This is a genomic window from Corallococcus sp. AB045 (assembly GCF_003668895.1).
Classification (GTDB): domain Bacteria; phylum Myxococcota; class Myxococcia; order Myxococcales; family Myxococcaceae; genus Corallococcus; species Corallococcus coralloides.
On sequence record NZ_RAWN01000038.1, the window covers coordinates 26,929 to 49,422 of the forward strand.

Genomic DNA, 22,494 nt, shown 5'->3' on the forward strand with positions numbered 1-22,494 from the left:
CTGGTGGGGGAACTTCAGACGGGGTGGACGCCGTGCTTCTTCTCCGCACGGGGCTGGAACCGGTCCGCATAAAGCGAATAACGCTGCATCAATTCCCCGCGCAGGGAGTCGCCGGGGACCACGGCGTCGATGATGAGCTCGCTGGCCAGCTTGAAGATGTCCACGTCCTGCTTGTACTCGTCGCGGAGCTTCTGGACGAAGGCCGGCCGCTCGGCCTCCGGCAGCTCTTGAATCTTGTTGAAATAGACGGCGTTCACCGCCGCCTCCGGGCCCATCACGGCGATCATCGCCTGGGGCAGCGCGAGCGTCGCCTCCGGGGCGAAGCCGGGGCCGCTCATGGCGTAGAGGCCGGCGCCGTAGGCCTTGCGCACCACCACGCAGATGCGCGGCACGCTGGCCTCCGACACCGCGGAGATCATCTTCGCGCCCGCGCGGATGATGCCCGCGCGCTCCACCTTGGTGCCGATCATGAAGCCCGGCACGTCCGCCAGGTACAAGAGCGGGATGTTGAATGCGTCACACAGCCAGATGAACCGGGCCGCCTTGTCCGCGCTGTCCACGAACAGCACACCGCCCTTGTACTTGGGCTGGTTCGCGACGATGCCCACCGGCCGCCCGCCAATGCGCGCCAGGCCCGTGATCAGCTCCTGCGCGAAGAGCTTCTTCACCTCGAACCAGCTGCCCTCGTCGATGAGCTCCGCGATGAGGGCGTGCATGTCGAACGGCTTGTTCTGATCCGGCGGGACGATCTCGTCCACGCGCTTGCCGCTGTGCTTGGGCGCCTTCAGTTCGACCTGCGGCGGGGCCTTGGAGAAGTTCTCCGGGAAGAAGGCCAGGTACTGCTTCGCCGCGGCGATGGCGTCCTGCTCCGTCTTCACCAGCACGTCGCCCACGCCGGACACGGAGCAGTGCATCTTCGCGCCGCCCATCTCCTCCAGGGTGACCTTCTCCCCGATGACCATCTCCGCCATGCGGGGGCTGCCCAGGTACATGGAGGCGTTGCCCTCCACCATGATGACCAGGTCGCAGAACGCGGGGATGTACGCGCCGCCCGCGGCGGACGGACCGAAGAGCAGACAGATTTGAGGGACGAAGCCCGACAGGTGGACCTCGTTGTAGAAGATGCGGCCCGCGCCACGGCGGCCGGGGAACATCTCCACCTGGTCCGTGATGCGCGCGCCCGCGCTGTCCACCAGATAGAGCAGCGGGCAGCGCAGCGCCTTCGCCGTCTCCTGGATGCGGAGGATCTTCTCCACCGTGCGCGCGCCCCAGCTGCCCGCCTTCACCGTGGAGTCATTGGCCATGATGGCCACCGCGCGCCCGTCGATGCGCCCGACACCGGTGATGACGCCGTCGGAGGGCAGCTCCGGGTCCAGGTTGTTGGCGAGCTTGCCGTCCTCCACGAAGGAGTCCGCGTCCACGAGCAACCGGATGCGCTCACGCGCGAAGAGCTTGCCCGTCTCCGCGTTCTTCGAGTGGTACTTGGGCGCGCCGCCCTTCTCCACCTGGGAGACCTTCTCGAGCAGTTTCTGATCTGAGGACATGGCCGTCGTCCCATACCAAGAAACCCCTGGCCTGGCTGCCTTCTTGCCAGCCGAAGCACCGGCCGTGCCGTCCAAAGGACGACGCATGGGGCCACGGCGGAGCGCTTCGGGGGGTGTCGCCTGGGGCCTCCCTGCCTACCTTCATGTTGCACGGGGGGTGTGCACCCAGGCGGGCCACACTCGCCCCGTGAACCGCATCCGGCCCAGGAGGGACCCATGTTCAGAGCGAAGAAGGCGACGTGGCAGGCGAAGGCTTTGGCCAAGAGCAAGCTGTACCGTCAGTTCCTGGCGCACCAGTTGCTCGACCAGCTGCCTGACTACGCGGACAAGGCAGGCAAGGTCGCGCGGAAGTCCTGGGACAACTTCGACCCGGACGACGCGCTGCGCTATGTGGGATTGACGACGTACAAGCCGGCGCGCGCGGGCATGGGCGGCCTGGGGGCGTTCCTGCTGGGCGCCGCCGCGGGCAGCATCGTGGCCCTGCTGATGGCCCCGAGCCGCGGCACGGAGCTGCGCACCACCGTCAAGGACAAGGCGATGGGCTACATCAACAAGCAGGGCGTGAACATCGGCGGCGAGAAGACCGCGAGCGCCTGAAGCTGACCTGAAGCTGAGTTGAGGGAAGCAGGCGGGGGCAGCAGGGTCCGCGGGCAACCGCGGGCCTGCCGCCCCTGTCGCTTTCGGCGGGCCTAACGGCCTTTATAGACAGGGGGACGCTTCTCCGCGAACGCGCGGAGCCCTTCCAGCCGGTCCTCCGTCTTGAGCACCTCCTCGTACTTCTTGAGTTCCAGCGCCAGCGCGTCGTCCAGCTCCAGGCCGGTGCCCTCGTCGATGGCGTGCTTGGCGGTGGCCACGGCCACGGGGGCGTTCTCCACCACGGCCTCCGCGAGTTGGAAGGCGACCTCCAGCAGGTGCCCTTCCGGGGCCAGCCGGTTCACCAGGCCGATGCTGAAGGCCTCCGCCGCGTTCACGCGCCGGGCCGTGAGGATGAGGTCCTTGGCGCGCCCGGGGCCGATGAGCCGCGCGAGCCGCTGCGTGCCGCCGCCGCCGGGGATGATTCCCAGCTTCACTTCCGTGAGGCCCATCTCCGTGGCGGGCGAGGCGACGCGCAGGTCGCACGCCAGGGCCAGCTCCGTGCCGCCGCCGAAGGCCGCGCCGTTGATGGCGGCGATGAAGACGCAGTCGCTCTTTTCGATGGAGCGCAGGGTGACACGCAGGCCGTTGAGGAAGGCGCGCACCTCGTCTTCCGACATGGTGGTGCGTTCCTTGAGGTCCGCGCCCGCGCAGAAGGCCTTGTCGCCCGCGCCGGTGAGGATGACGGCGCGCACGGCGCGGCCGGAGGACACGCGGGACACGAGCGCGTCCAGCTCCTGGTGCATCGCGCGGCTGATGGCGTTGCGGCGGCTCTCCCCGTCGATGGTCCAGATCTCGATGGCCCCTCGGGCCTCGACCTTGAACTCCGGCATCTTCGCTCCCCGTGACGGGCCGCGCTGGGCGACCCGCGTGAATGGCGCGCAGCCTGAAACCTGTTCCCCAGTCTGGCAAGCCGTAAACGGATAGGATCCTGCCCATGCCTTCGTGCTCAACAGCGAAACGCCCGTGGCGGTGGCTGCCCGGCCTGCTCACCGTGTCCGCCCTGCTCGTGCTCGCCCTGCCGCTCGTGGCCCTGGCACGTGGCGGTGGAGGCGAGCACTACACGTCCGGCCGAGACCGCGGGAACGGCGGTGGCGGGGGCGACGGCCTGCCCATCTGGCTGCTCTTCGATTTGATCCGCCTCATCTTCCTCTACCCGAAGGTGACCGTCCCGCTGCTGATTATCGGCGGCGTCGCCTGGTGGTTCTACAAGCGCAATCTGCACCCGACCGCCACCACCCAGCGCGCGTTGGATCAGCGCGAGGCCGAAGTGCGCACGGAGGTGTCCGGCCGCGACGTGTCGGGCTGGGTGAACGCGCTGAAGCTCAAGGATCCGTCCTTCGAACTCGAGCCCACGCTGCAGAAGGTGCGCTGGCTCTTCATCGAATTGCAGAAGTCGTGGTTCCGCCGGGACATGACGCCGGTGCGCCCCTTCCTGTCGGACGCGACGTGGCAGCGCTTCAACGTGCAGCTCGGGCTGATGCAGGCGCAGGGCGTGCGCGACGCGCTCGCGGACATGAAGGTGCTGGACGTGCAGCTCATCGGCCTGCACCAGACCGAGTGGTACGACAGCATCCACGTGCGCGTGCGCGCCAGCATCCGCGACACGGACGTGCCCGCGAACCAGACGGACGCGCAGGCCATGGCCGCAGCCAGCAAGGTGGCGCCGGAGACGTTCACGGAGGTGTGGACCTTCGTGCGCAAGCCCGGCGCGCAGACGCGCATCGGTGAGGACCTGTTCCAGGGCAAGTGCCCCAACTGCGGCGCGCCCTACAAGGGCGGCGCGTCCAATACCTGCGAGTTCTGCAACGCGGTGGTGAACTCCGGTAACTACGACTGGACGCTCTCCGAAATCACGCAGGGCGTGGAGCACGTGCGCCACCACAAGCAGGTGGACGGCCTGATGCAGGCGCGCGCGGACGACCCGGCGCTCAACCTGGAGATGCTGGAGGACCGCGCGTCGCTCTTGTTCTGGAAGTGGATCGACGCGCAGAGCCGCAACGAGACGCAGCGCCTGTCCAAGGTCGCCAACGCGGACGCGCTCACGAAGCTGGACGCGGAGCTGGGCCAGCTGGCGAAGCAGGGCCGCCGTCGCGTCTTCCTGGAGTGCGCGGTGGGCGCGGTGGACGTGCGCGCGCTGGAGGTGCGCCCCGAGTCCTTCGACGAGGCGCAGGTGGAGATCCGCTGGAGCGCCCGCATGGGCATTGGCCCCGCGAACGAGAAGCCGCCTGGCCTGCCCACGGTGCCGCAGCGCTGGGTCTTCACGCTGCTGCGCCGCCACGGCGCGAAGACGAACACGGACACCGGCATGTCCACGGACCGCTGCCCGCAGTGCAACGCGCCCACCACGAACAGCGCGGCCAACACCTGCGAGTTCTGCGGCACGGTGCTGGGCAACGGCGAGCGCGACTGGGTGCTCGCGTCCGCCCTGCCCTTCGAGTCCTGGAACGTGCACCACGCGCAGCGCACGTCCCGGAACGCGGCCCGCTACCAGGAGGCCCGCCGGGCCGAGCGCGGCACTGTCGCGCCCCCGCCCGTGGACGTCGGCGGACATGGCAATGGCCAAGGCCATGACGACGGCGACCGGGTGGTGACGGACGTGAAGGAGCGCGAGCGGCTGCTCTACATGATGGCGTCCATCGCCGCCGCGGATGGCGAGGTCTCCAACGCCGAGCGCCGCCTGCTCAAGCTGTGCGCGGAGCGCTGGAGCGTGTCGTGGGCCAACGTGGAGATGGCCCTCAACGCCGGGCCCCAGCTCTTCGAGCGCCTGGTGCCGCGCGGCAGCCCGGAGGCGGAGGTGTTCCTGCGCCACATCGTGGAGATGGCCCTGGTGGACGGCCGCATCGACCGCAAGGAGCGGAAGATGCTGCAGATCGCCGCCCAGCACCTGGGCCTGGAGGAGAAGCTCCCGGCGCTGATCGGGGACCACTGAGACAGTGGTCCCCGGTGGTACGGCTCAGGTCTGCGCGCGGCGGGTGGCCTTCTTGTCCCGCTCGCCGAGCGCGGCCTGGAGGTACTTGCCCGCGAGCTTCCGGCCGATGAGCTCCTGGGCGATCTCCCCGGCCTCCACCAGCTTGTCCAGGTCGATGCCGGTGTCCACGCCCATGCCGTGCAACATGAAGACGGCGTCCTCGGAGGCCAGGTTGCCCGCGGCGCCCGGCGCGTAGGGACAGCCGCCCAGCCCGCCGATGCTCGCGTCGAACGTGGTGACACCCGCGGACAGGCCCACCAGCGCGTTGGCCAGCGCCGTGCCTCGCGTGTCGTGCAGGTGCAGCGCCAGCGTGTCCACCGGCATGTGCTGGAGGAGCGCCGTGAGGATCTCCTCCGTTTGCCGGGGCGTGCCCACGCCAATCGTGTCGCCCAGGCTCAGCTGGTAGATGCCCGCGTCCACCAGCTGGCGGCAGATGTCCACCACGCGCTCCACCGGGACGTGGCCCTCGTAGGGGCAGCCCCACACGGTGGACAGGTAGCCTCGCACGCGCATCCCGGCCTTGCGGGCGGCGGCCGTCACTTCCTTCGCGCCCGCCAGCGCCTCCGCGATGGTCTTGTTGATGTTCTTCTTGGAGTGGGCCTCCGACGCGGAGATGAACACCGCGGCCTCCTCCAGGCCCGCCGCCTGTGCGCGCTCCAGCCCCTTGAGGTTGGGCACCAGCGCGGAGAAGACGACGCCGGGGCGGCGGCCCACCTGCTTGAGCAATTCCTCCGCGTCCGCCAGCTGGGGGATCCACTTGGGTGACACGAACGACGTCACCTCGATGCGCTTCTCCCCAGCGGCGACCAGGGCGTTGATGAGCCGCGCCTTGTCTCGGGTGGGCAGCGTGCGGAGCTCGTTCTGCAGGCCGTCGCGGGGGCCGACCTCGTACACGTCGACCCGGCGGGGCAGTTGCCCCAGCAGGCCGACCCGCGTTCGCGATGTCTCTTTCGGATCCACTGGACGTGTCCCGGGCTCCGTCACCGGCGCCCGGCTCCCACGATGAGGTCGGTCGACTCGGGTGTCATCGGCGCGGAGTCCAGGCCGCCGTGCACCCACTGCACCGAAAAGCCCGTGCTTTCCAACAGCCCCTTCAGTTCCGCAAGAGGATAGTAACGAAGCGTGTACGCCGCTCGCAGCACGCGACCGTCCGGCAAGGTGAGCTGACGCTGCCCGACATCCCTGCCACGCGTCGCGTCGAAGCGGCTCTCCTCCTCCAGGAGACTCCCATCCGGTAACCGCTCGCGGAACGACGCGCCCGGACTTCCGGCCAGCCGCTCGTAGGGAACCGTCTGGAACACCAACCGTCCGCCGGGCTTGAGCGCCCGCGCCACCTCGCGCAGCACCTGGACGTGTTCCGCGTCGCTGAAGGCGAAGAGTGTCGAATACCAGGCGTAGGCGCCCCCCAGGGTCGCGTCCTGGAAGGGCAGCGCCCGCAGGTCGCCCCGCACCACGGGGAAGCCGGGGCGGCGCAGGCGCAGGGACAGTGGATCCAGCTCCAGGCCCACCACCCTGCCGGCGAGCGCGCCCTCGGTGTTGAGCCGCGCCGCGTGCCGGCCGTGGCCACAGCCCAGGTCCACCACCGGGCCCTCCACGTCCGCGAACGCCCGGGACAGGTACTCGACTTCCCGGGCCGTCACCGCCTCGGAGAGGTACGGCAGCGTGCTGCGCAGGTACAGCTCTCCGAAGAAGTCGCTCACGGCCGTGCGCGCCTCAGCGCTTGAGGGCGGGCAGCTTCTCGCGCAGGCGGCGCACGGCTTCGTCCAGCACGCCCTCCGTCTTGCAGAAGGCGAAGCGCGCGAAGCGCTGTCCCAGGTGCCGGTGCTCTGGGCCGTAGAAGACGCTGGGCGGGATGCCCGCCACGCCCACCTCCGTCACCAGGTGCCGGCAGAACGCGACGTCGTCCGCGAAGCCGTAGCCGCGGATGTCCGCGAGGATGAAGTAGCTGCCCTCCGGCGAGTACGCCTGGAGCCCCGCCTCGCGCAGGCCCGTGAGCAGCCGCTCGCGCTTGGCGGTGTAGAGCGCCGTCAGCTCCTGGAAGTAGCTGTCCGGCAGCCGCAGCGCCACGGCCATGGCGGCCTGGAACGGCGACGCGGTGGCGAAGGTGACGAACTGGTGCGCGCGCTGCACCGCGTCCCGCAGCGGCGGCGGCGCGATGATCCAGCCGATCTTCCACCCCGTCAGGCTGAAGGACTTGCCCGCGCTGCTCACCGTCACCGTGCGGTCCGCGAGCACCGGCACCGTGGCCGCGCGGAGGTGCTTCGCGGGGGCGAAGACGATGTGCTCGTAGACCTCATCCGCCAGCACCTTCACGTCGTGCTCGGCGCAGAGGTTGCCCAGGAACTCCAGCTCCTCGCGCGTGAAGACCTTGCCCGTGGGGTTGTGCGGCGAGTTGAGGATCAAGAGCCGCGTCTTCGGACCGAAGGCGGCGCGCACTTCGTCCCGGTCGAACCACCACGTCGTGTGCTCCGCGTCCGGCGGGCGCAGCGGCACGTAGCGCGGCGTGGCGCCCACGAAGGCGATGTTGGCGTCGTACGAGTCGTAGAACGGCTCGAAGGACACCACCTCGTCGCCCGGATCCACCAGGCCCAGGATGACGTCGAGGATGGCCTCCGTCGCGCCGCTGGTGACGGTGACCATCGTGTCCGGATCCACGGCGTGGTTGTAGAAGCGCTGCGCGTGCTCGGAGATGGCGTTGCGCAGGTCCTTGGCGCCCATGCCCGGGGCGTACTGGTTGACGCCGCCCTGGATGGCCTTCCACGCCGCTTCCTTGATGGCGTCCGGCCCGTCGAAGTCCGGGAACCCCTGCCCCAGGTTCACGGCCTGGTGCTTCAGGGCCAGCGCGCTGAACTCGGAGAAGACGGTGGTGCCGAAGCGGGAGACGCGTTGCGCGAGCACGGGCCGGGGCGACATGGGTCAGGCCTCTGGAGGCCAGCGCACGTCCACCCCGAACCCCGAGGCGACCGGCTGGCGGTTCAGGGCCGGACGATAGCGTCCGCGGGCACGGAACGCGCGCCTTGTTCCACCGCGCGCTGACGGGCGGAGCGGGACAGGGCCAGCGCCAGCCCCGTCACCACCATCACCAGGGGCACCGCGCAGATGAGGTCGATGGCGTAGTGGAACCGCCCCGCCAGCGTCGCGAAGATGAGCCCCATGCCCGGGAAGAGCATCACCCAGAAGAAGCGCCGGGCGAACCGGAACGCGTAGAAGAGCACCACCAGCATCACCCCGGTGTGCCCGGACGGGAAGCAGTCCCGGGTGTACACCGGCGTGCGCATCATGGACTCCAGCAGCGGCGTGAGGATCCACCCCTGCGTCGCCGGCCCGTCGAACGCGCCGATGAGGAAGTACCGGGGCCCCACCGCGGGCACCAGCGAGTACGCCGCGTAGTTGAAGCCCAGGAGCAGGCCCAACCCCAGCAGGTACTCGTCGAAGCCGGGCGTGGCCCCCCTGCCCCGGGCGTACAGGTAGATGCCCAGGAGCAGCGGCCACATGAAGTGCCCGTAGTAGCAGAGCATCAGCACGTCGTTGGCCCAGGGCGGAATCACGTGCGCCAGCGCCACCGCGGCCTGGAAGCCGAACAGCTTCTGATCCACCGCGATGAGCTGGGCGTCCTTCACCACCGGGTTCATCCAGTCCACGATGGGACCCAGCCACCCGTGGGCCAGCGCCGACACCGGCAGGAGCCAGAAGTCCGCCACGATGGCGATGAGCGGCTGGCGCGGGAAGCGCGCCTCCAGCATGCGCATGGCAGGCAGGCCCAGCGCGAAGAAGAGGAAGAGGAGCGCGTTGCGGCCGGAGTGCGGCGCCCAGCGGGCCGGCCCCACGCACACCAGGGCGGCCACCGAGCAGGCCACCATGAGGACGAGGTCCACCTGCCGGAAGCGCACGAGCGCTTCGTCCGACGACGTCACGACGGGCCGCACGCGGCCTTCGCTGAATGACCAGATGCTCACGCCGATTTGCGCTCCCCCGGCGACTCGGCCGGCAGCTCGCCGGCCCCCCCGAGATTGAGGCTCCGCACCACTGCGCCCGACTCCGGCGCCACCGCGGACCGCCGCCCCTTCCACCGCTCCAACAGCGCCAGCATCGCCGGGAAGAACACCGTCGTTCCCAGGAAGGTGCTCACGACCCCTAGTAGGGCAATCTGTCCGATGCTGCGCAAGCCCTGATGGTTCGCCACGAGGAGCGCTCCGTAGCCCGCCGCGTTGGACAGGGTCGCCACCACCGCCGCGAAGCCGGTGTTGCGCACCACCCGGCCCAGCGACCCGGGGCCCTCCTCCTCGTACCGGTGGAACAGGTGCACCGAGTTGTCCACCGCGATGGCCAACAGGTTGGGCAGCACCACCGCGTTGATGAAGTTGAGCTGGACGTCGAACAGGTACATCCCGCCCGCCAGGCACGTCATGCCCAGGAACAACGGGCCCGCCACCAGCAGCGCGCGCTTGAAGCTGCGCAGGCTGGCGAGGATGACCAGGAACACCACCACCGCCGCGGACCAGAGGATGAACGGCCCGTCCATGCGCACCAGCGAGAAGATGCGCGCGGCGATGCGGTTGCTGTCCAGCACCGCCAGGTCGATGCCCTTCGCCTTCGCCCCGGCCACCACCTCATCCAGCTGCCCCGCCCAGCGGTTCAGGTCCTGCGTGTCGTAGTTGGACACGGACGGGAACAGCAGGAGGAACATCCCCTTGCCATCCAGCGCCTCGAAGCGGCGGCGCGCCTCCACCGGCAGCTGATCCAGGCCGTAGGGCTTCGCGTCCACCATCTCCCGCAGGTCCTTCACGCGCGGGTCCTCCTGGGCGGACTTCGGCAGCCCGTCCAGCAGCGCCCGGATGCGGCCCATCTCCGCCTCGTGGCCCGCCACGTCGGAGGGCACCAGGTCGCTCAGCGACGCGGTGCGCAGGAACACGGAGTTGGCGCCGTTCTTCGCCTTCACCTGGGCGATGACGGCCTCCACCTCGCGGACCTGCTCCAGCGTGTCCACCGCGAGGATGGCCGGGTTGAGCGGAGAGCCGATCTGCTCCGTGATGTGGTCGTCCAGCCGCGACGCCGGCGAGTCACCCTTCAGGTTGCGCAGGTTGGTCTCGAAGCCCAGCCGGGGCGCGATGCCCACCGAGTACGCCGCGAAGCCCACCACCGACAGCGCCACCGCGACGATGACGCCCGTGGGCCAGCGCCGCCACTCCTTCGCCGGAGCCGCGACGGGAGGCGCGGAGGCCTGGGCGGTGGACGCCGCATCGCGGCGGAACGGCCGGATGCGCTCCGCGATGGCGAGCAGCGACGGGCCCAGCGCGTACGCGGACAGCACCGCCATCAGCACGCCCACGCCCGCGAGCAGGCCGAACTGCTGGAAGGCGTGGAACTGCGCCAGCACCAGCACGAAGAACGCCGCCGCGTTGGTGAAGGCGGACGTGAGCGCCCCGCTGAAGGTGCCGCGCACCGCCGCCGTGAGCGCCTCCTTCACGCCGTGCCGCTCGCGCTCCTCCCAGTAGCGCATCGCCAGGTGGACGCCGTACTCGATGCCCAGGCCGATGAGGATGGCGACGAGGAAGCCCGTCACGATGTTGAGGTGGCCGATGGCGCCCTGCGCGAACGCGAACGTCAGCATCAGCCCCACCATCACCGGCACGCCCACCACCGCCAGCGCGGAGATGCGCCGGGTGGCCAGCAGGATGAGCCCTACGGCAATGAGCGCGGACAACAGGCCCGCGTTGGACAGGTCGCGGCGCATCACCGCGTCCTCCTCGATGCGGTTCTGGAAGTTACCCGTCGCCTCCAGCGTCACGCCCGGGTACTTCTCCGCCGCGAGCTGGCGGCCGGTGTCGAACACCGTGGCCACGAAGTTCCGCGCGAACTCCAGGTCCCCCGCCGTCCCCGACGGCTTGATCATCAGGTAGACCTCGGTGCCCTCCTTGTTCGCCAGCGTCTCCGGCAGCGCCGTCGTGTCCGGGGTGTGCTTCTTCGCGATCTCCTCGAAGGTGGGCGGCGCTTCTTCCGTTTCCAGGTCCACGAAGAGGGGGCTGGCGCGCTCCTTCTCGTAGCGGATGCGGGCCTCCAGGTCCTGACGCAGCGAGGCGACCTCCGCCGTGGGCAGGAGAAGCAGGCCGTGGCGGCGGAAGAAGGCCACGTCATAGTGGTGCTCGACGTAGCGGACCATCGGCAGGGCCTCCAGGCGCTTCTGGAATTCCGTGGCGTAGGCCTTCAGGGCCTCCGGGGCCGTCCCCTTGGCCATGATGACCAGGTAGCCGTCTCCACCCGCCTTCTCTGACACGCGTGTCAGGTCCCGGACCTCCGGGGCACCCTCCGGGAGGAGCTCCACGAAGGACCCCCGGAACTCCAGACGCGAGGCGAAGAAGCCCGCGGCGGCTGTCACCAGGGCGACAGCGAGCAGCACCTGCCAGGGGCGCGACATCGCTGCCTGGATGAAGCCCTCGAACCACCGCTGCCGTCGTGCTTGAGACACCGTCTGCTCCTCTGATGCTGGCCGGCGAAGCAATAACCCAGCCATGATCCAGGCCCCCGGAACAGACGGCCCCTCTCGACCCATTCCCCGTGTGAACCCATGTGTGCCCTGGGTGCAGAAGCATCCACTGGCGAACGAAGGTCCGGGGGCGCGGCGTGCCACCAATGCGGCATGACTGTCAAGGCGCGCCCTGACACGGATGCCCCACACCCGGTGCAATGGGACCGTCCCCGCCTTGACAGTGCGGTTTTCCCTCTTTATTGACCCCCTCGCGTCGTCCCCCTGGGTGTTCGCGCGGCCGGGCAATCCGAACCTGGAACGCGCCCTGCACATGGAAAGCGGCTCGGATCACACCCTCCGACGCGTAAGAAAGACCACCATGAGCGACGTGTTCGACAAGTGCCGTACCTGGAAGGACTACCGCATCGCCAAGGCCACGGGACTGTACCCGTACTTCCGGGCCATCGAGGCGTCGCACGGTTCCACGGAGGTGGAGATCGAGGGACGGCGGGTCATCATGGTGGGTTCGAACAACTACCTGGGCCTGGCGGCGGATCCGCGCGTGAAGGAAGCGGCCATCAAGGCGACGGAGAAGTTCGGCACCACGTGCTCCGGCTCGCGCCTGCTCAACGGCACCCTGGCGCTGCACGAGGAGCTGGAGGCGCGGCTGGCGAAGTTCCTCAACCGCGAGGCGGCCATCGTCATCTCCACCGGGTTCCAGACGAACCTGGCGCTGGCGTCCATCCTGGGCCGGCACGACATCGTGTTCAGCGACCGCGCGAACCACGCGTCGCTGGTGGACGGCGTGCGCCTGTCGTTCGCGACCGAGCGCAAGTTCCGCCACAACGACATGGAGCACCTGGAGCAGCTGCTCGCCGCGGCGGAGCCGGGCGCCGGGAAGATCATCGTCACGGACGGCGTGTTCTCCATGGAGGGCGACGTCTGCAACCTGCCCCGCATCGTGGAGCTGTCCAAGCAGTACAACGCCCGCGTGATGACGGATGACGCCCACGCCATGGGCGTGCTGGGCGAGCTGGGCCGGGGCACCTCCGAATACTTCGGCCTGGAGAAGGACGTGGACCTGGTGATGGGCACGTTCTCCAAGAGCTTCGCGTCGCTGGGCGGCGTGCTCGCGGGCCCCTTCGAGGTCATCAACTACATCCGCCACAAGGCCCGGTCGGTCATCTTCTCCGCGTCCATGACGCCCGCGTCCATCGCGGCGGCGCTGAAGGCGACGGAGATCATCGAGGCGGAGCCGCAGCGCCGCGAGCGCCTCTTGGACATCGCGGAGAAGATGCACAACGGCTTCCGCGCCATGGGCTTCGACACGGGCGTGTCGGTGACGCCGGTGGTGCCGGTGCACATTGGCGACCAGGTGAAGTGCTTCCGCTTCTGGCGCGCGCTGCACGAGGCGGGCGTGTTCGCCAACCCGGTGATTCCGCCGGCGGTGGAGGCGGGCCACGCGCTCATCCGCACCAGCTACATGGCCACGCACACGGACGCGCAGCTGGATCAGGTGCTGGACACCTTCGAGAAGATCGGCCGCAAGCTCAACGTCATCCCGGAGACGCGCCCCACGGTGTACGAGCCGGTGAAGATCGCCCGGCCGGGCAGCGCGGTGCGCAGCAACAAGGCGAGCGAGACGTGGGCGGCGGGCAGCGCGGGCCTGCTCGCGGACAAGGGCTTCTCCCTGGAGCAGCTGTCGCGGATGTCTTCGCGGGAGATGGCCGGGAAGTTCTTCGACGCGGTGGAGCAGCTCACCTGGCGCGCGGCGAACCTGCAGCCGGAGGACCTGCGGCGGCTGGGCGGCGCGCCCAAGAAGCTGTGGGAGAAGCGCAGCGAGCTGGGTGGCGTGCTCCTGGAGAAGGGCGCCCAGCTCTTCATGCGCAACGGCAGCGACAGTTCCGACGGCAACCAGGCCGAAAGGAACTGAGCCCCTCTCATGGCCCACCCAGCCAAGCACGAAGCGTCCTCCCCTGCTTCCTCCATGCCCTCCGACGTGCAGGTGACCCCTGTGCGCGGCGCGGCGGACCGGACGGCGTTCATCCGGCTGCCGTACTCGCTCTACCGTGACGACCCGAACTGGGTGCCGCCGCTGGAGATGGAGCGCCGCGACTTCCTGGACCCGAAGAAGAACCCCTTCTTCGACTACGCGGAGGTGGAGCTGTTCCTCGCGCGCCGCGGGCAGGACGTGGTGGGCCGGGTGGCGGCCATCAAGAACCCGCGCCACATGGAGTTCCACGGCACGAAGGAGGGCTTCTTCGGCCTCTTCGAGTGCGTGAACGACGCGGGCGTGGCCCGGGGCCTGCTGGACGCGGCCAGCGCGTGGCTGAAGGCGCGCGGCATCGACACCGTGCTGGGGCCGGCCAACTTCTCCTCCAACCAGGACTGGGGCCTGCTCGTGGAGGGCTACGAGAGCCCTCCCGCGCTGATGATGCCCTACAACCCGGCGTACTACGCGGGCCTGCTGGAGACGTGCGGCTTCACCAAGGCGAAGGACCTGTTCGCCTTCGAGCTGTCCGCGTCCACGCCGCCGCCGGAGAAGGTGGCGCGCATCGCGGAGAAGATCCGCCAGCGCGAGGGCGTCACCGTGCGCCCGGTGAACCTGAAGGACTTCCCCGCCGAGGTCGCCCGCATCAAGCAGATCTACAACGCGGCCTGGGAGAAGAACTGGGGCTTCATCCCCTTCACGGACCGCGAGTTCGAGCACATGGCCAAGGAGATGAAGGCCATCGTGCGTCCGGAGCTGGTGCTCATCGCGGAGGTGAAGGGCGAGCCCGTCGCCTTCTCCATGACGCTGCCGGACGCCAACGCGGCGTTCAAGGCGGCCAACGGACGGCTCACGACGTTCGGCCTGCCCATTGGCCTGGTGAAGCTGGTGCTGGCGTCGCGCAAGCTCAAGCGGCTGCGCCTGCTCACGCTGGGCATCAAGGAGGGCTACCGGCGCCGCGGCCTGGACGCCATCCTCTACCTGGACACCCTGCGCACCGCGAAGGAGCTGGGGTACACGGGCGGGGAAATCTCCTGGACGCTGGAGGACAACCACCTGGTCAACCGCGCCATCGAGTCCATGGGCGGCCAGCGCTCCAAGACGTACCGCGTGTTCCAGCGGCCCGTCTGACGTCCCGAAACACTTCCGCCCGGGCGCTGGTGGCACCCGGGCGGAAGGTCACTGCTTGAAGCCGTTTGGAAGCGCCCTGCCCTACTTCGCCTGCGGCGCGGCGCCGGAACCCCCGGCGGCGGACTCCTTCACGGAGGCCGCGCTGGTGTTGGCGTTCTCCTTCTCCAGCTGGGCGCGCTTGGACTTGAGCGTCGTCAGCAAGCCGTCAAAGCCCTTGGTGGAGAGGATCTTCTTGAACTGGCCGCTGTAGGTGTCCACGAGGGACACTTCGTCGGTGATGACGTCGTAGATGCGCCAGTCGGCCTTGGGCGTGGCCTTGTAGAGGCGGTAGTTCACGGGCACCTGGTCCGTCTTCACGGTGAGCTCCGTGTCGACCGTGGCCTCGCTCCCCTGCACGCTCTCCTTGCCGTACTTCACGTCCGCCTTCGCCTGGCCGATGGCCTTCTGGGCGTACGAGGCGCGCAGCAGGCCCGTCATGGTGTCGGTGAACTCCTTGCGCTGGGCAGCGGTGAGGCCCGTCCAGGCCTTCTCGCCCAGGGCGCGCTTGGCGAGCTCCTCGAAGTCCACGAAGGACTCCACGACGGTCGCCAGGGACTGCACGCTGGCGCCAGGGGCGTTGGCCGCCTTCTGCACGGCGGCGTTGCCGTTCTTCACCACGTTGAGCGGGCTCACGGGGGCGGCGGCGAGCAGCGTGGCGGCAAGCAGGGAAGCAATCATAGGGATGAAGCTCCGGGTTGAAGTTCAGGTGTGACGACACCTGTGAGGACTGGCAGCCTGGAAGGGTTATTCATCCGCCGTGGGGACGGCACCGGTGACGCGGGCGAGTGACGCCAATCCGACGCGCACGTCGTGCCAGCTCTTGCCGCGCTCGGCGGAGGCCTGGGCCAGCGCGGTGAAGGCGTCCACCAACTCACGCGTGTCGCCGGTGCCCAGGTCGAAGGCGGCGTAGGCGGCGGTGGCCCAGCGCTTCGCGTTCTTCTCCGCCTCCGTGAAGGACTTCGCCCGCGCGTAGGACGCGGCGAGCTGGCTCTGCACCTGCGTGACTTCCAGCCGGATGCCGGCCTTCAGCGTCAGCTCCTGCGCGTGCATCTTGTCCAGCTCCGCGCGGGCCTGCTCCAGCTGCGCGTCCTTGATGGGGATGTCGAAGGTGCCTCGGATGACCAGGCCCAGGCCCGCGGTGCGGTCGTTGAATGGGTCGTACGCGAAGGGGCTGCGCTGGCGCGTGGCGCTGCTCGTCCAGCGCACGTCGTAGTAGCCCGCGAGCCCCAGGTCCGGGTAGTAGCTGCGCTCGCGGATGATGACCTCCTGCTCGCGCGCGATGATGCCCGCGGCGATGGCCTTCAGCTCCGGGCGGCGCTCGTTGGCCTGCTTCAGCGAGGTCTCCAGGTCGGGCACGTTCACGTCGCCCTGGAGCGGCAGGTCCTCCTCCATCACCTCCACCTGCTCGTCCGGGCCCGCGTTGGCGAGGAGCCGGATGGCGGTGAGCGCGAACTGCTCGCCCTGGATGGCGGTGGCGCGCTGCGACTCCACCAGCTGACGGAAGTACCCCAGCTTGTAGGTGTCCAGCTTCGTCACCTGATCCGAGTCCTCCTTGAGGAGCGCGTCGATCTTGTCGCCCGCGTCCTTGAGGCGCTTGGCCACGTCCTCCAACTGCTTCAGCCCGGCCCGGGCCAGCTGGTAGCCGTAGTACGCCTGGGCGGCCTGGAAGCCGGCTTCCGCGCGCACGCGCTCGCGCAGCGCAGCGCCCACCTTGGGGCCCTGCTCGCCCGCCTTCTCCAGCGCGGAGAGCTTGCCGAAGGTGTACAGCGGCAGCACCGCGTTGCCGGTGGAGAACACCGTCACGCCCATATTGCCGAAGTTCCAGTCGCCCTCCAGCGACGCCTCCGTGGTGGGCGGGCCGCCCAGACCGTTGTTGCGCGCCTCGGGGACGGGACCGCCCGCGCCCAGGGTGATCTCGAACCGGGGGAACCAGGCCCAGCGGGCCTGATCATAGAGCGCCTGGAACTTGCGCAGCTCCGCGGAGGCCTCCGCCACGCGCGCGTCCTGCGTGCGCGCCCGCGCCACCAGCTGGGCCAGGGTGATGGGCCCCTTCAGGGGCTTCGTGGCCTGGGAGGTGCCCGGGGCCTGGGCCTCCTCCGGAGGGCCCCTGGGAGCGCCAGGGGTGAGGTCGCCCCGTGCTCCGTCACCCGAACCGGGGGCAATGGGGGACGTGCCCAGGTCCTGCGCGCCCGGGGTGGCGGCGGCCGGCCTGGGCGTGCCGGTGGTGGCGCCCTGGGCGGCGTTGCCCGGCTCGGCGGCCGGACCGGGGTTCACGGCGGCGGGGCCAGGCAGCGGCGCGCGTGTGCCAGGGGTGGGGTTGGCGGCGGAGGACCCGGTGCCGGTGGGGCCGGGGGCCGGGGTGGTGCCGGGCGAGGGCGCGGGCACGGTGCCCGGTGACAGGCTGCCGGGCGAGGGAGCCGCGGTCCCCGGCGCGCCCGTTCCAGGAGCATTCGAGGGAGCCGTCGTGGGCGAGATCTGCGCGCCCGCCACGCCACCGGTGAGCATCATTGCCACTGCGACGACCTTGCCGACTTCTGTGCCCATGCTGTGGTCCGCCTCGTGTGCGGCCGGGCATATCCGGAAGCCCGCGACGGCGCAGCATTTCTGTGCACCTTCCCGGGGGTCCGGATGTCGGCTTCCCTCCAGTCGGCTCGCGCGGCAAGGCGCGTAGAGGGCGTGACAGTCGCGGACATTCCGTTCAGACAAAGCTTGGTGGGCGCGGGCAAGGAACGCAGAATCCCGCGCCAGTTTCGACGCCTTCCTTCAAGGAAAACCCATGGCCTACACCGACCGCGTCAAGCAGATCCTCTCCTGGTATCCCTCCGACAATCCCGGCACGCTGACGAACCTGGCGCGCCTCTTGAACCACGGCACGCTCGCCGGCACGGGCAAGCTGGTCATCCTGCCGGTGGATCAGGGCTTCGAGCACGGCCCCGCGCGCTCCTTCGGTCCCAACCCCGCGGGGTATGATCCGGACTACCACGCGCAGCTGGCCATCGACTCCGGCTGCAACGCGTACGCGGCGCCGCTGGGCTTCCTGGAGGCCGTCGCGGGCAAGCTGGCCGGTGAGATTCCCCTCATCCTGAAGGTGAACAACTCCGACTCGCTGGCCAAGACGGCCGCGCCCATGTCCGCGGTCACGTCGTCCGTGAAGGACGCGGTGCGCCTGGGCTGCGCGGCGGTGGGCTACACCATCTACCCGGGCTCCGCGGCCCGCAACGAGCAGTATGAAGACCTGCGCGACATCATCGCGGAGGCCAAGTCCTACGGCCTGCCCACGGTGCTCTGGGCCTACCCGCGCGGCGCGCTGTCCAAGGAGGGTGAGACGGCCATCGACGTGGTGGCGTACGCGGCGCAGATCAGCGCGCAGATGGGCGCGCACATCATCAAGGTGAAGCCGCCCTCGGACTTCCTGGAGCAGGCGGAGGCGAAGAAGGCCTTCGAGAAGGCGAACATCTCCACCAAGACGCTCGCGGACCGCGTGCGCGAGGTGGTGCGCTCCGCGTTCAACGGCAAGCGCATCGTCATCTTCTCCGGCGGCGAGGCGAAGGAGACGTCCGCCCTCATGGAGGACATCAAGCAGATCCACCAGGGTGGCGGCTTCGGCTCCATCATGGGCCGCAACGCCTTCCAGCGTCCCCACGGCGAGTCGCTCAAGCTGCTCAAGGACGTGATGAACGTCTTCGCGGGCAAGTAGTCCTCCGCGCGTGTCATCCGTGGCGTGGCGCCCTTCCCGGCCTGGCTCTTCGCGGGACGGGCGCCATCGCTCGGGAGCGTTTCGCCGTGAACGCTGGCGGGCTGCCAGGCGCTGACGCGGCCGGCGTCCCGCGTTCCTCCCCTGGCCTCCCAGAGGGGCTTCGATTACGGAACGAGCATGAATCACGGCTCCAGGACGTCCGGTGGGCACGGCGCGGACGCACCCGCGCCGCTGCCGGACGACGCCGACCGCGCGGCGGCCCAGGACGTGCTCGCCGGGGGCGGCGAGATGGGCGTCCTGATGCGCTCCATGGACTGGTCCAAGACGCCGCTGGGTCCGGTGTCCTCCTGGCCGCAGTCCCTGCGCACCATCGCCAGCGTCTGCCTGAACTCGGGCTTCCCCATGATGGTGTTCTGGGGGGCGGACGCGGTGAAGCTCTACAACGACGCCTACCAGCCCATCCTGGGCAACAAGCACCCCTTCGCCCTGGGGCGGCCCGGACGCGAGGTCTGGACGGAGATCTGGGGAGAGATCGGTCCCTGGGTCGAGCAGGTCCGCCGCGAGGGCCGCGCCATCATGGCGGAGAACCAGTGCCTCTTCATGGAGCGCAACGGCTTCCTGGAGGAGACCTACTTCACCTTCTCCTACAGCCCCGTCCGCGACGAATCCGGGGCCGTCAACGGCGTGCTCGACACGGTGGTGGAGACCACCAGCCAGGTGCTGGACGCGCGCCGCCTCCGGACGCTGCAGGAGGTGGCTTCACGCGCGGGCGGGAGCCTCCGCGTCCACGACGCCGCCACGCGCGGCCTGGAGGCGCTCGCCACCAACCCCGCGGACCTCCCGTTCGCGCTGCTCTACCTCGTGGACGCGGACGGCCTCCGGGCGCGGCTGGAGGGGCGCATGGGCCTGGAGGGGGACTGCCCCTTCTGCCCCAAGGAGGTCGGCCTGGAGCCGGGCGAGGCCTCTCCCTGGCCCCTGGCCCAGGTGATCCGCTCCGGGCAGGCCGAGCAGGTCCAGGGACTCGAGGCCCGCTTCGGTCCCCTCCCCCTGCGAGAAGGCGTGCCGCAGCCGGGCTCCGCGCTCGTCGTGCCCATGTCCCGCCCCGGGGAGCCGACTCCCACGGGTGTGCTCGTGCTGGGCATGTCTCCGCGGGTGCCCGCGGATGCCTCGTACCGTTTCTTCCTGGAGCTGACCGCCAGCGGGCTGGGCGCGGCCATCGCCGGAGCCCGCGGGCACGAGGAGGCCTGGCGGCAGACGGAGGCCCTGGCGGAGCTGGACCGGGCGAAGACGGCCTTCTTCTCCAACGTCAGCCATGAGTTCCGCACGCCGCTGACGCTGATGCTGGGGCCGCTGGGGGACGTGCTCGCGGACAGGGAGCACCCGCTGGAGCCCGTGCACCGCGAGCGGCTGGCGCTCGTGCAGCGCAACAGCCAGCGGCTGCACAAGCTGGTGAACAGCCTGCTCGACTTCAGCCGCCTGGAGGCGGGCCGCATGCGGGCCACCTTCGAGCCCACGGACCTGGGGCCGCTCACCGCGGGACTCGCGAGCGCGTTCGACTCGCTGGTGAAGCGGGCGGGGCTGCGGCTCCAGGTGGACTGCCCTGCCCTGTCCACCCCCGTCTGGGTGGACCGCGATCTCTGGGAGAAGGTCGTCCTCAACCTTCTCTCCAACGCCTTCAAGTTCACCTTCCAGGGCACCCTCACCGTCCGGCTCCGCGAAGAGGACGGCCGGGTGGAGTTGTCCGTCAGTGACACGGGCACGGGCATCCCCACCCACGAATTGCCCCGCGTCTTCGACCGCTTCCACCGGGTGGAGGGCGCGCGGGGGCGCAGCCATGAAGGCAGCGGAATCGGGCTGGCGCTCGTGCGGGAGCTGGTGGAGCTGCACGGCGGCCACGTCTCCGTGGAGAGCACGCTGGGCAGGGGCAGCACCTTCACCGTGTCCCTGCCCACCGGCACGGCGCACCTGCCGCCCGAGCAGCGGAGGGACTCCTCGCGGGAGGCCGTCCGGGCGCCGAATCCGGAGATCTTCGTGCAGGAGGCGGCGCAGTGGCTGACGGACGCGGACGCCGCAACCGTGCCCGCGCCCTTCCCGGAGGCGCCCCCGGGAGTCGTGCGGGGGCACGTGCTCGTGGCGGACGACAACGCGGACATGCGCGAATACGTGCGGCGGTCGCTGGAGGGGCGCTTCCAGGTGACGACCGTGGCGGACGGCCACGCCGCGCTGGAGCTGGCACGGCAGCACCCGCCGGACGTGGTGCTGTCGGACGCGATGATGCCGGGGCTGGACGGCTTCGGGCTCATGCGCGCGCTGAAGTCGGATCCGCGCACGGCCCCCGTCCCCGTCATCCTCCTGTCCGCGCGCGCGGGTGAGGAGGCGAAGGTGGAGGGCCTCACCGCCGGCGCGGACGACTACCTGGTGAAGCCATTCGGCGTGCGCGAGCTGGTGGCCCGCCTGGAGGGAACGGTGAACGCCGCGCGGGCCCGCGCCCAGCGCGAGGAGCTGCTCAAGGCCCTCCAGCTGTCGGAGGCACGCTACCGGCTGGCCACCCGGGCCACGAAGGACGCCGTCTGGGACCTGGACCTGAGCACCCAGGAGGTGACCTGGAGCGAGGGCATCCACACCCTCTTCGGCTACGCGCCCGGCACGGTGCCCCCCGAACTGGACTGGTGGACGGACGCCGTCCACCCGGAGGACCGCGCGCAGGCCATCGAAAGCCTCCACTCCATCGCGGCCGCACCCGGCGGCAAGGACTGGCACGCCGAGTACCGCTTCCGCAAGGCGGATGGCACCTATGCCCAGGTGGAGGACCGGGGCTGGGTGGTGCGCGATGCCGCCGGCACGGCGCTGCGCATGGTGGGCGCCATGCAGGACGTCACCCTGCGCAAGGCAGCGGAGGACGCCCTGCGCCGCAGCGAGGAGGAGTTCCGCACGCTCGCGGAGGCGCTGCCGGAGGCCGTCTTCGTCACCGCTCCGGACGGCTCGGTCACCTACGTGAACGGCGTGCTGACGGAGCAGACCGGCGTGAGCGCGGAGACGCTGTTGGACCGGGGCTACCGGCACGTCATCCATCCCGACGACCTTGCCTCCAGCGGCCGGGCCTGGGTGGAGGCCCTCACGCAGGGAGAGCGCTTCCAGTCCGAGCACCGGGTGCGCTACCGGGACGGCCTGTACCGCTGGCACCTGGTGCGCGCCCTGTCCGTGAAGGACGCGGAGGGCCGGGTCATCAAGTGGGTGGGCACGTCCATGGACGTCCACGAGCTGCGCCAGGCCCAGGCCCAGCAGCAGCAGCGCGCGGACTTCGAACAGCAGCTCATCGGCATCGTGAGCCACGACCTGCGCAACCCCGTGAGCGCCATCCTCCTGGGCGCCGCCAGCCTGATGCGCCGCGAGGAGCTGGACGAGCGCAGCACCAAGGCCGTCAGCCGGATCCAATCCGCCGCGGAGCGGGCCCACCGGCTGATCCGCGACCTGCTCGACTTCACCCAGGCGCGCCTGGGTGGCGGGCTGCACATCCAGCGGCGCGCGTCGGACCTGCACGAAATCGTGGACGGTGTGCTGGAGGAGATCGAAGCCACGCACCCGGACCGGGAGATCCGCCGGCGCCGGAGCGGCAACGGCCTGGGCGCGTGGGATCCGGACCGGCTGGGGCAGCTGGCCCAGAACCTGGTGACCAACGCGCTGAAGTACAGCCCCCGGGACACCGCCGTCCTGGTGGAGACCCACGGAGGGACCGACGCCGTGACGCTGTCCATCCACAACGCGGGGGCTCCCATCCCCCCGGAGCGGATGGGCCGCCTCTTCCAGCCGCTGCAGCGCCCCAGCGGCGAGGTGGACCACAGCAGCCGGAGCATCGGCCTGGGGCTCTACATCGTGAAGAAGCTGGTGGAGGCCCACGGGGGCATCATCACCGTGGAGTCCACCGCCGAGGCGGGCACCACCTTCACCGTCCGGCTGCCCCGCGACGTCCCGGCGAACCCGTAGCGAGGGCGCCGGGGCGCTCTGGCCGACGCCCCAAAAGCG

Annotated in this window: 15 protein-coding genes; 6 read left to right on the forward strand and 9 right to left on the reverse strand. The window is 70.0% G+C overall.

Translation table 11 applies throughout. The annotated features are described in order from the left end of the window. Positions 1 to 14: 14 nt before the first annotated feature. Positions 15 to 1,544, reverse strand: a complete 1,530-nt coding sequence (locus D7Y21_RS11925) for an acyl-CoA carboxylase subunit beta (RefSeq protein WP_121713235.1) — start codon at positions 1,542 to 1,544, stop codon at positions 15 to 17. A gap of 216 nt (positions 1,545 to 1,760) precedes the next feature. Between D7Y21_RS11925 and D7Y21_RS11930 the strand changes: the two genes are divergently transcribed. Beyond that, entirely contained in the window at positions 1,761 to 2,141 is a 381-nt protein-coding gene (locus D7Y21_RS11930; RefSeq protein WP_014397058.1) for a YtxH domain-containing protein, read from the forward strand. A gap of 92 nt (positions 2,142 to 2,233) precedes the next feature. On the opposite strand, the gene D7Y21_RS11935 is transcribed toward D7Y21_RS11930, so the two are convergent. Further along, complete coding sequence (locus D7Y21_RS11935; protein WP_014397059.1) at positions 2,234 to 3,010, reverse strand: enoyl-CoA hydratase-related protein; 777 nt, start codon at positions 3,008 to 3,010, stop codon at positions 2,234 to 2,236. A gap of 104 nt (positions 3,011 to 3,114) precedes the next feature. Here D7Y21_RS11935 and D7Y21_RS11940 point away from each other — a divergent pair, with 104 nt between their 5' ends. Next, entirely contained in the window at positions 3,115 to 5,109 is a 1,995-nt protein-coding gene (locus D7Y21_RS11940) for a TIM44-like domain-containing protein (RefSeq protein WP_121713237.1), read from the forward strand. Positions 5,110 to 5,133: 24 nt separating this feature from the next. Here D7Y21_RS11940 and D7Y21_RS11945 read toward each other — a convergent pair whose 3' ends face one another. From D7Y21_RS11945 to D7Y21_RS11965, 5 genes are all read right to left on the reverse strand, one after another. Then, positions 5,134 to 6,108, reverse strand: a complete 975-nt coding sequence (locus tag D7Y21_RS11945) for a hydroxymethylglutaryl-CoA lyase (RefSeq protein WP_120567936.1) — start codon at positions 6,106 to 6,108, stop codon at positions 5,134 to 5,136. Positions 6,109 to 6,128: 20 nt separating this feature from the next. Further along, positions 6,129 to 6,848 carry a methyltransferase domain-containing protein gene (locus D7Y21_RS11950; RefSeq protein WP_121713239.1) on the reverse strand — a complete coding sequence of 240 codons (720 nt, stop codon included), beginning with the start codon at positions 6,846 to 6,848 and terminating at the stop codon, positions 6,129 to 6,131. A 13-nt stretch (positions 6,849 to 6,861) separates the two neighbouring features. Then, on the reverse strand, positions 6,862 to 8,061 hold the full coding sequence (locus D7Y21_RS11955) for an aminotransferase class I/II-fold pyridoxal phosphate-dependent enzyme (protein WP_121713241.1): 1,200 nt from the start codon (positions 8,059 to 8,061) through the stop codon (positions 6,862 to 6,864). Positions 8,062 to 8,123: 62 nt separating this feature from the next. Continuing rightward, a complete protein-coding gene (locus D7Y21_RS11960; RefSeq protein ID WP_199735410.1) occupies positions 8,124 to 9,104 on the reverse strand; it encodes a phosphatase PAP2 family protein in 981 nt (326 codons plus the stop codon). After that, positions 9,101 to 11,563, reverse strand: a complete 2,463-nt coding sequence (locus D7Y21_RS11965) for an RND family transporter (protein WP_121713243.1) — start codon at positions 11,561 to 11,563, stop codon at positions 9,101 to 9,103. The genes D7Y21_RS11960 and D7Y21_RS11965 overlap by 4 nt, the downstream gene beginning before the upstream one ends. A gap of 430 nt (positions 11,564 to 11,993) precedes the next feature. On the opposite strand from D7Y21_RS11965, the gene D7Y21_RS11970 reads away from it, so the two are divergent. Continuing rightward, on the forward strand, positions 11,994 to 13,547 hold the full coding sequence (locus D7Y21_RS11970; RefSeq protein WP_120567940.1) for an aminotransferase class I/II-fold pyridoxal phosphate-dependent enzyme: 1,554 nt from the start codon (positions 11,994 to 11,996) through the stop codon (positions 13,545 to 13,547). A gap of 9 nt (positions 13,548 to 13,556) precedes the next feature. Then, positions 13,557 to 14,735: an N-acetyltransferase gene (locus tag D7Y21_RS11975; protein WP_120567941.1), complete on the forward strand. Its 1,179-nt coding sequence runs from the start codon at positions 13,557 to 13,559 to the stop codon at positions 14,733 to 14,735. An 81-nt stretch (positions 14,736 to 14,816) separates the two neighbouring features. Here D7Y21_RS11975 and D7Y21_RS11980 read toward each other — a convergent pair whose 3' ends face one another. Then, on the reverse strand, positions 14,817 to 15,452 hold the full coding sequence (locus D7Y21_RS11980) for a phospholipid-binding protein MlaC (RefSeq protein ID WP_121713245.1): 636 nt from the start codon (positions 15,450 to 15,452) through the stop codon (positions 14,817 to 14,819). A 66-nt stretch (positions 15,453 to 15,518) separates the two neighbouring features. Then, complete coding sequence (locus tag D7Y21_RS11985) at positions 15,519 to 17,318, reverse strand: TolC family protein (protein WP_120567943.1); 1,800 nt, start codon at positions 17,316 to 17,318, stop codon at positions 15,519 to 15,521. 232 nt (positions 17,319 to 17,550) lie between these two features. Here D7Y21_RS11985 and D7Y21_RS11990 point away from each other — a divergent pair, with 232 nt between their 5' ends. Further along, a complete protein-coding gene (locus tag D7Y21_RS11990; RefSeq protein ID WP_121713247.1) occupies positions 17,551 to 18,471 on the forward strand; it encodes a class I fructose-bisphosphate aldolase in 921 nt (306 codons plus the stop codon). 177 nt (positions 18,472 to 18,648) lie between these two features. Beyond that, positions 18,649 to 22,455: an ATP-binding protein gene (locus tag D7Y21_RS11995; protein ID WP_121713248.1), complete on the forward strand. Its 3,807-nt coding sequence runs from the start codon at positions 18,649 to 18,651 to the stop codon at positions 22,453 to 22,455. Positions 22,456 to 22,494 lie beyond the last annotated feature (39 nt).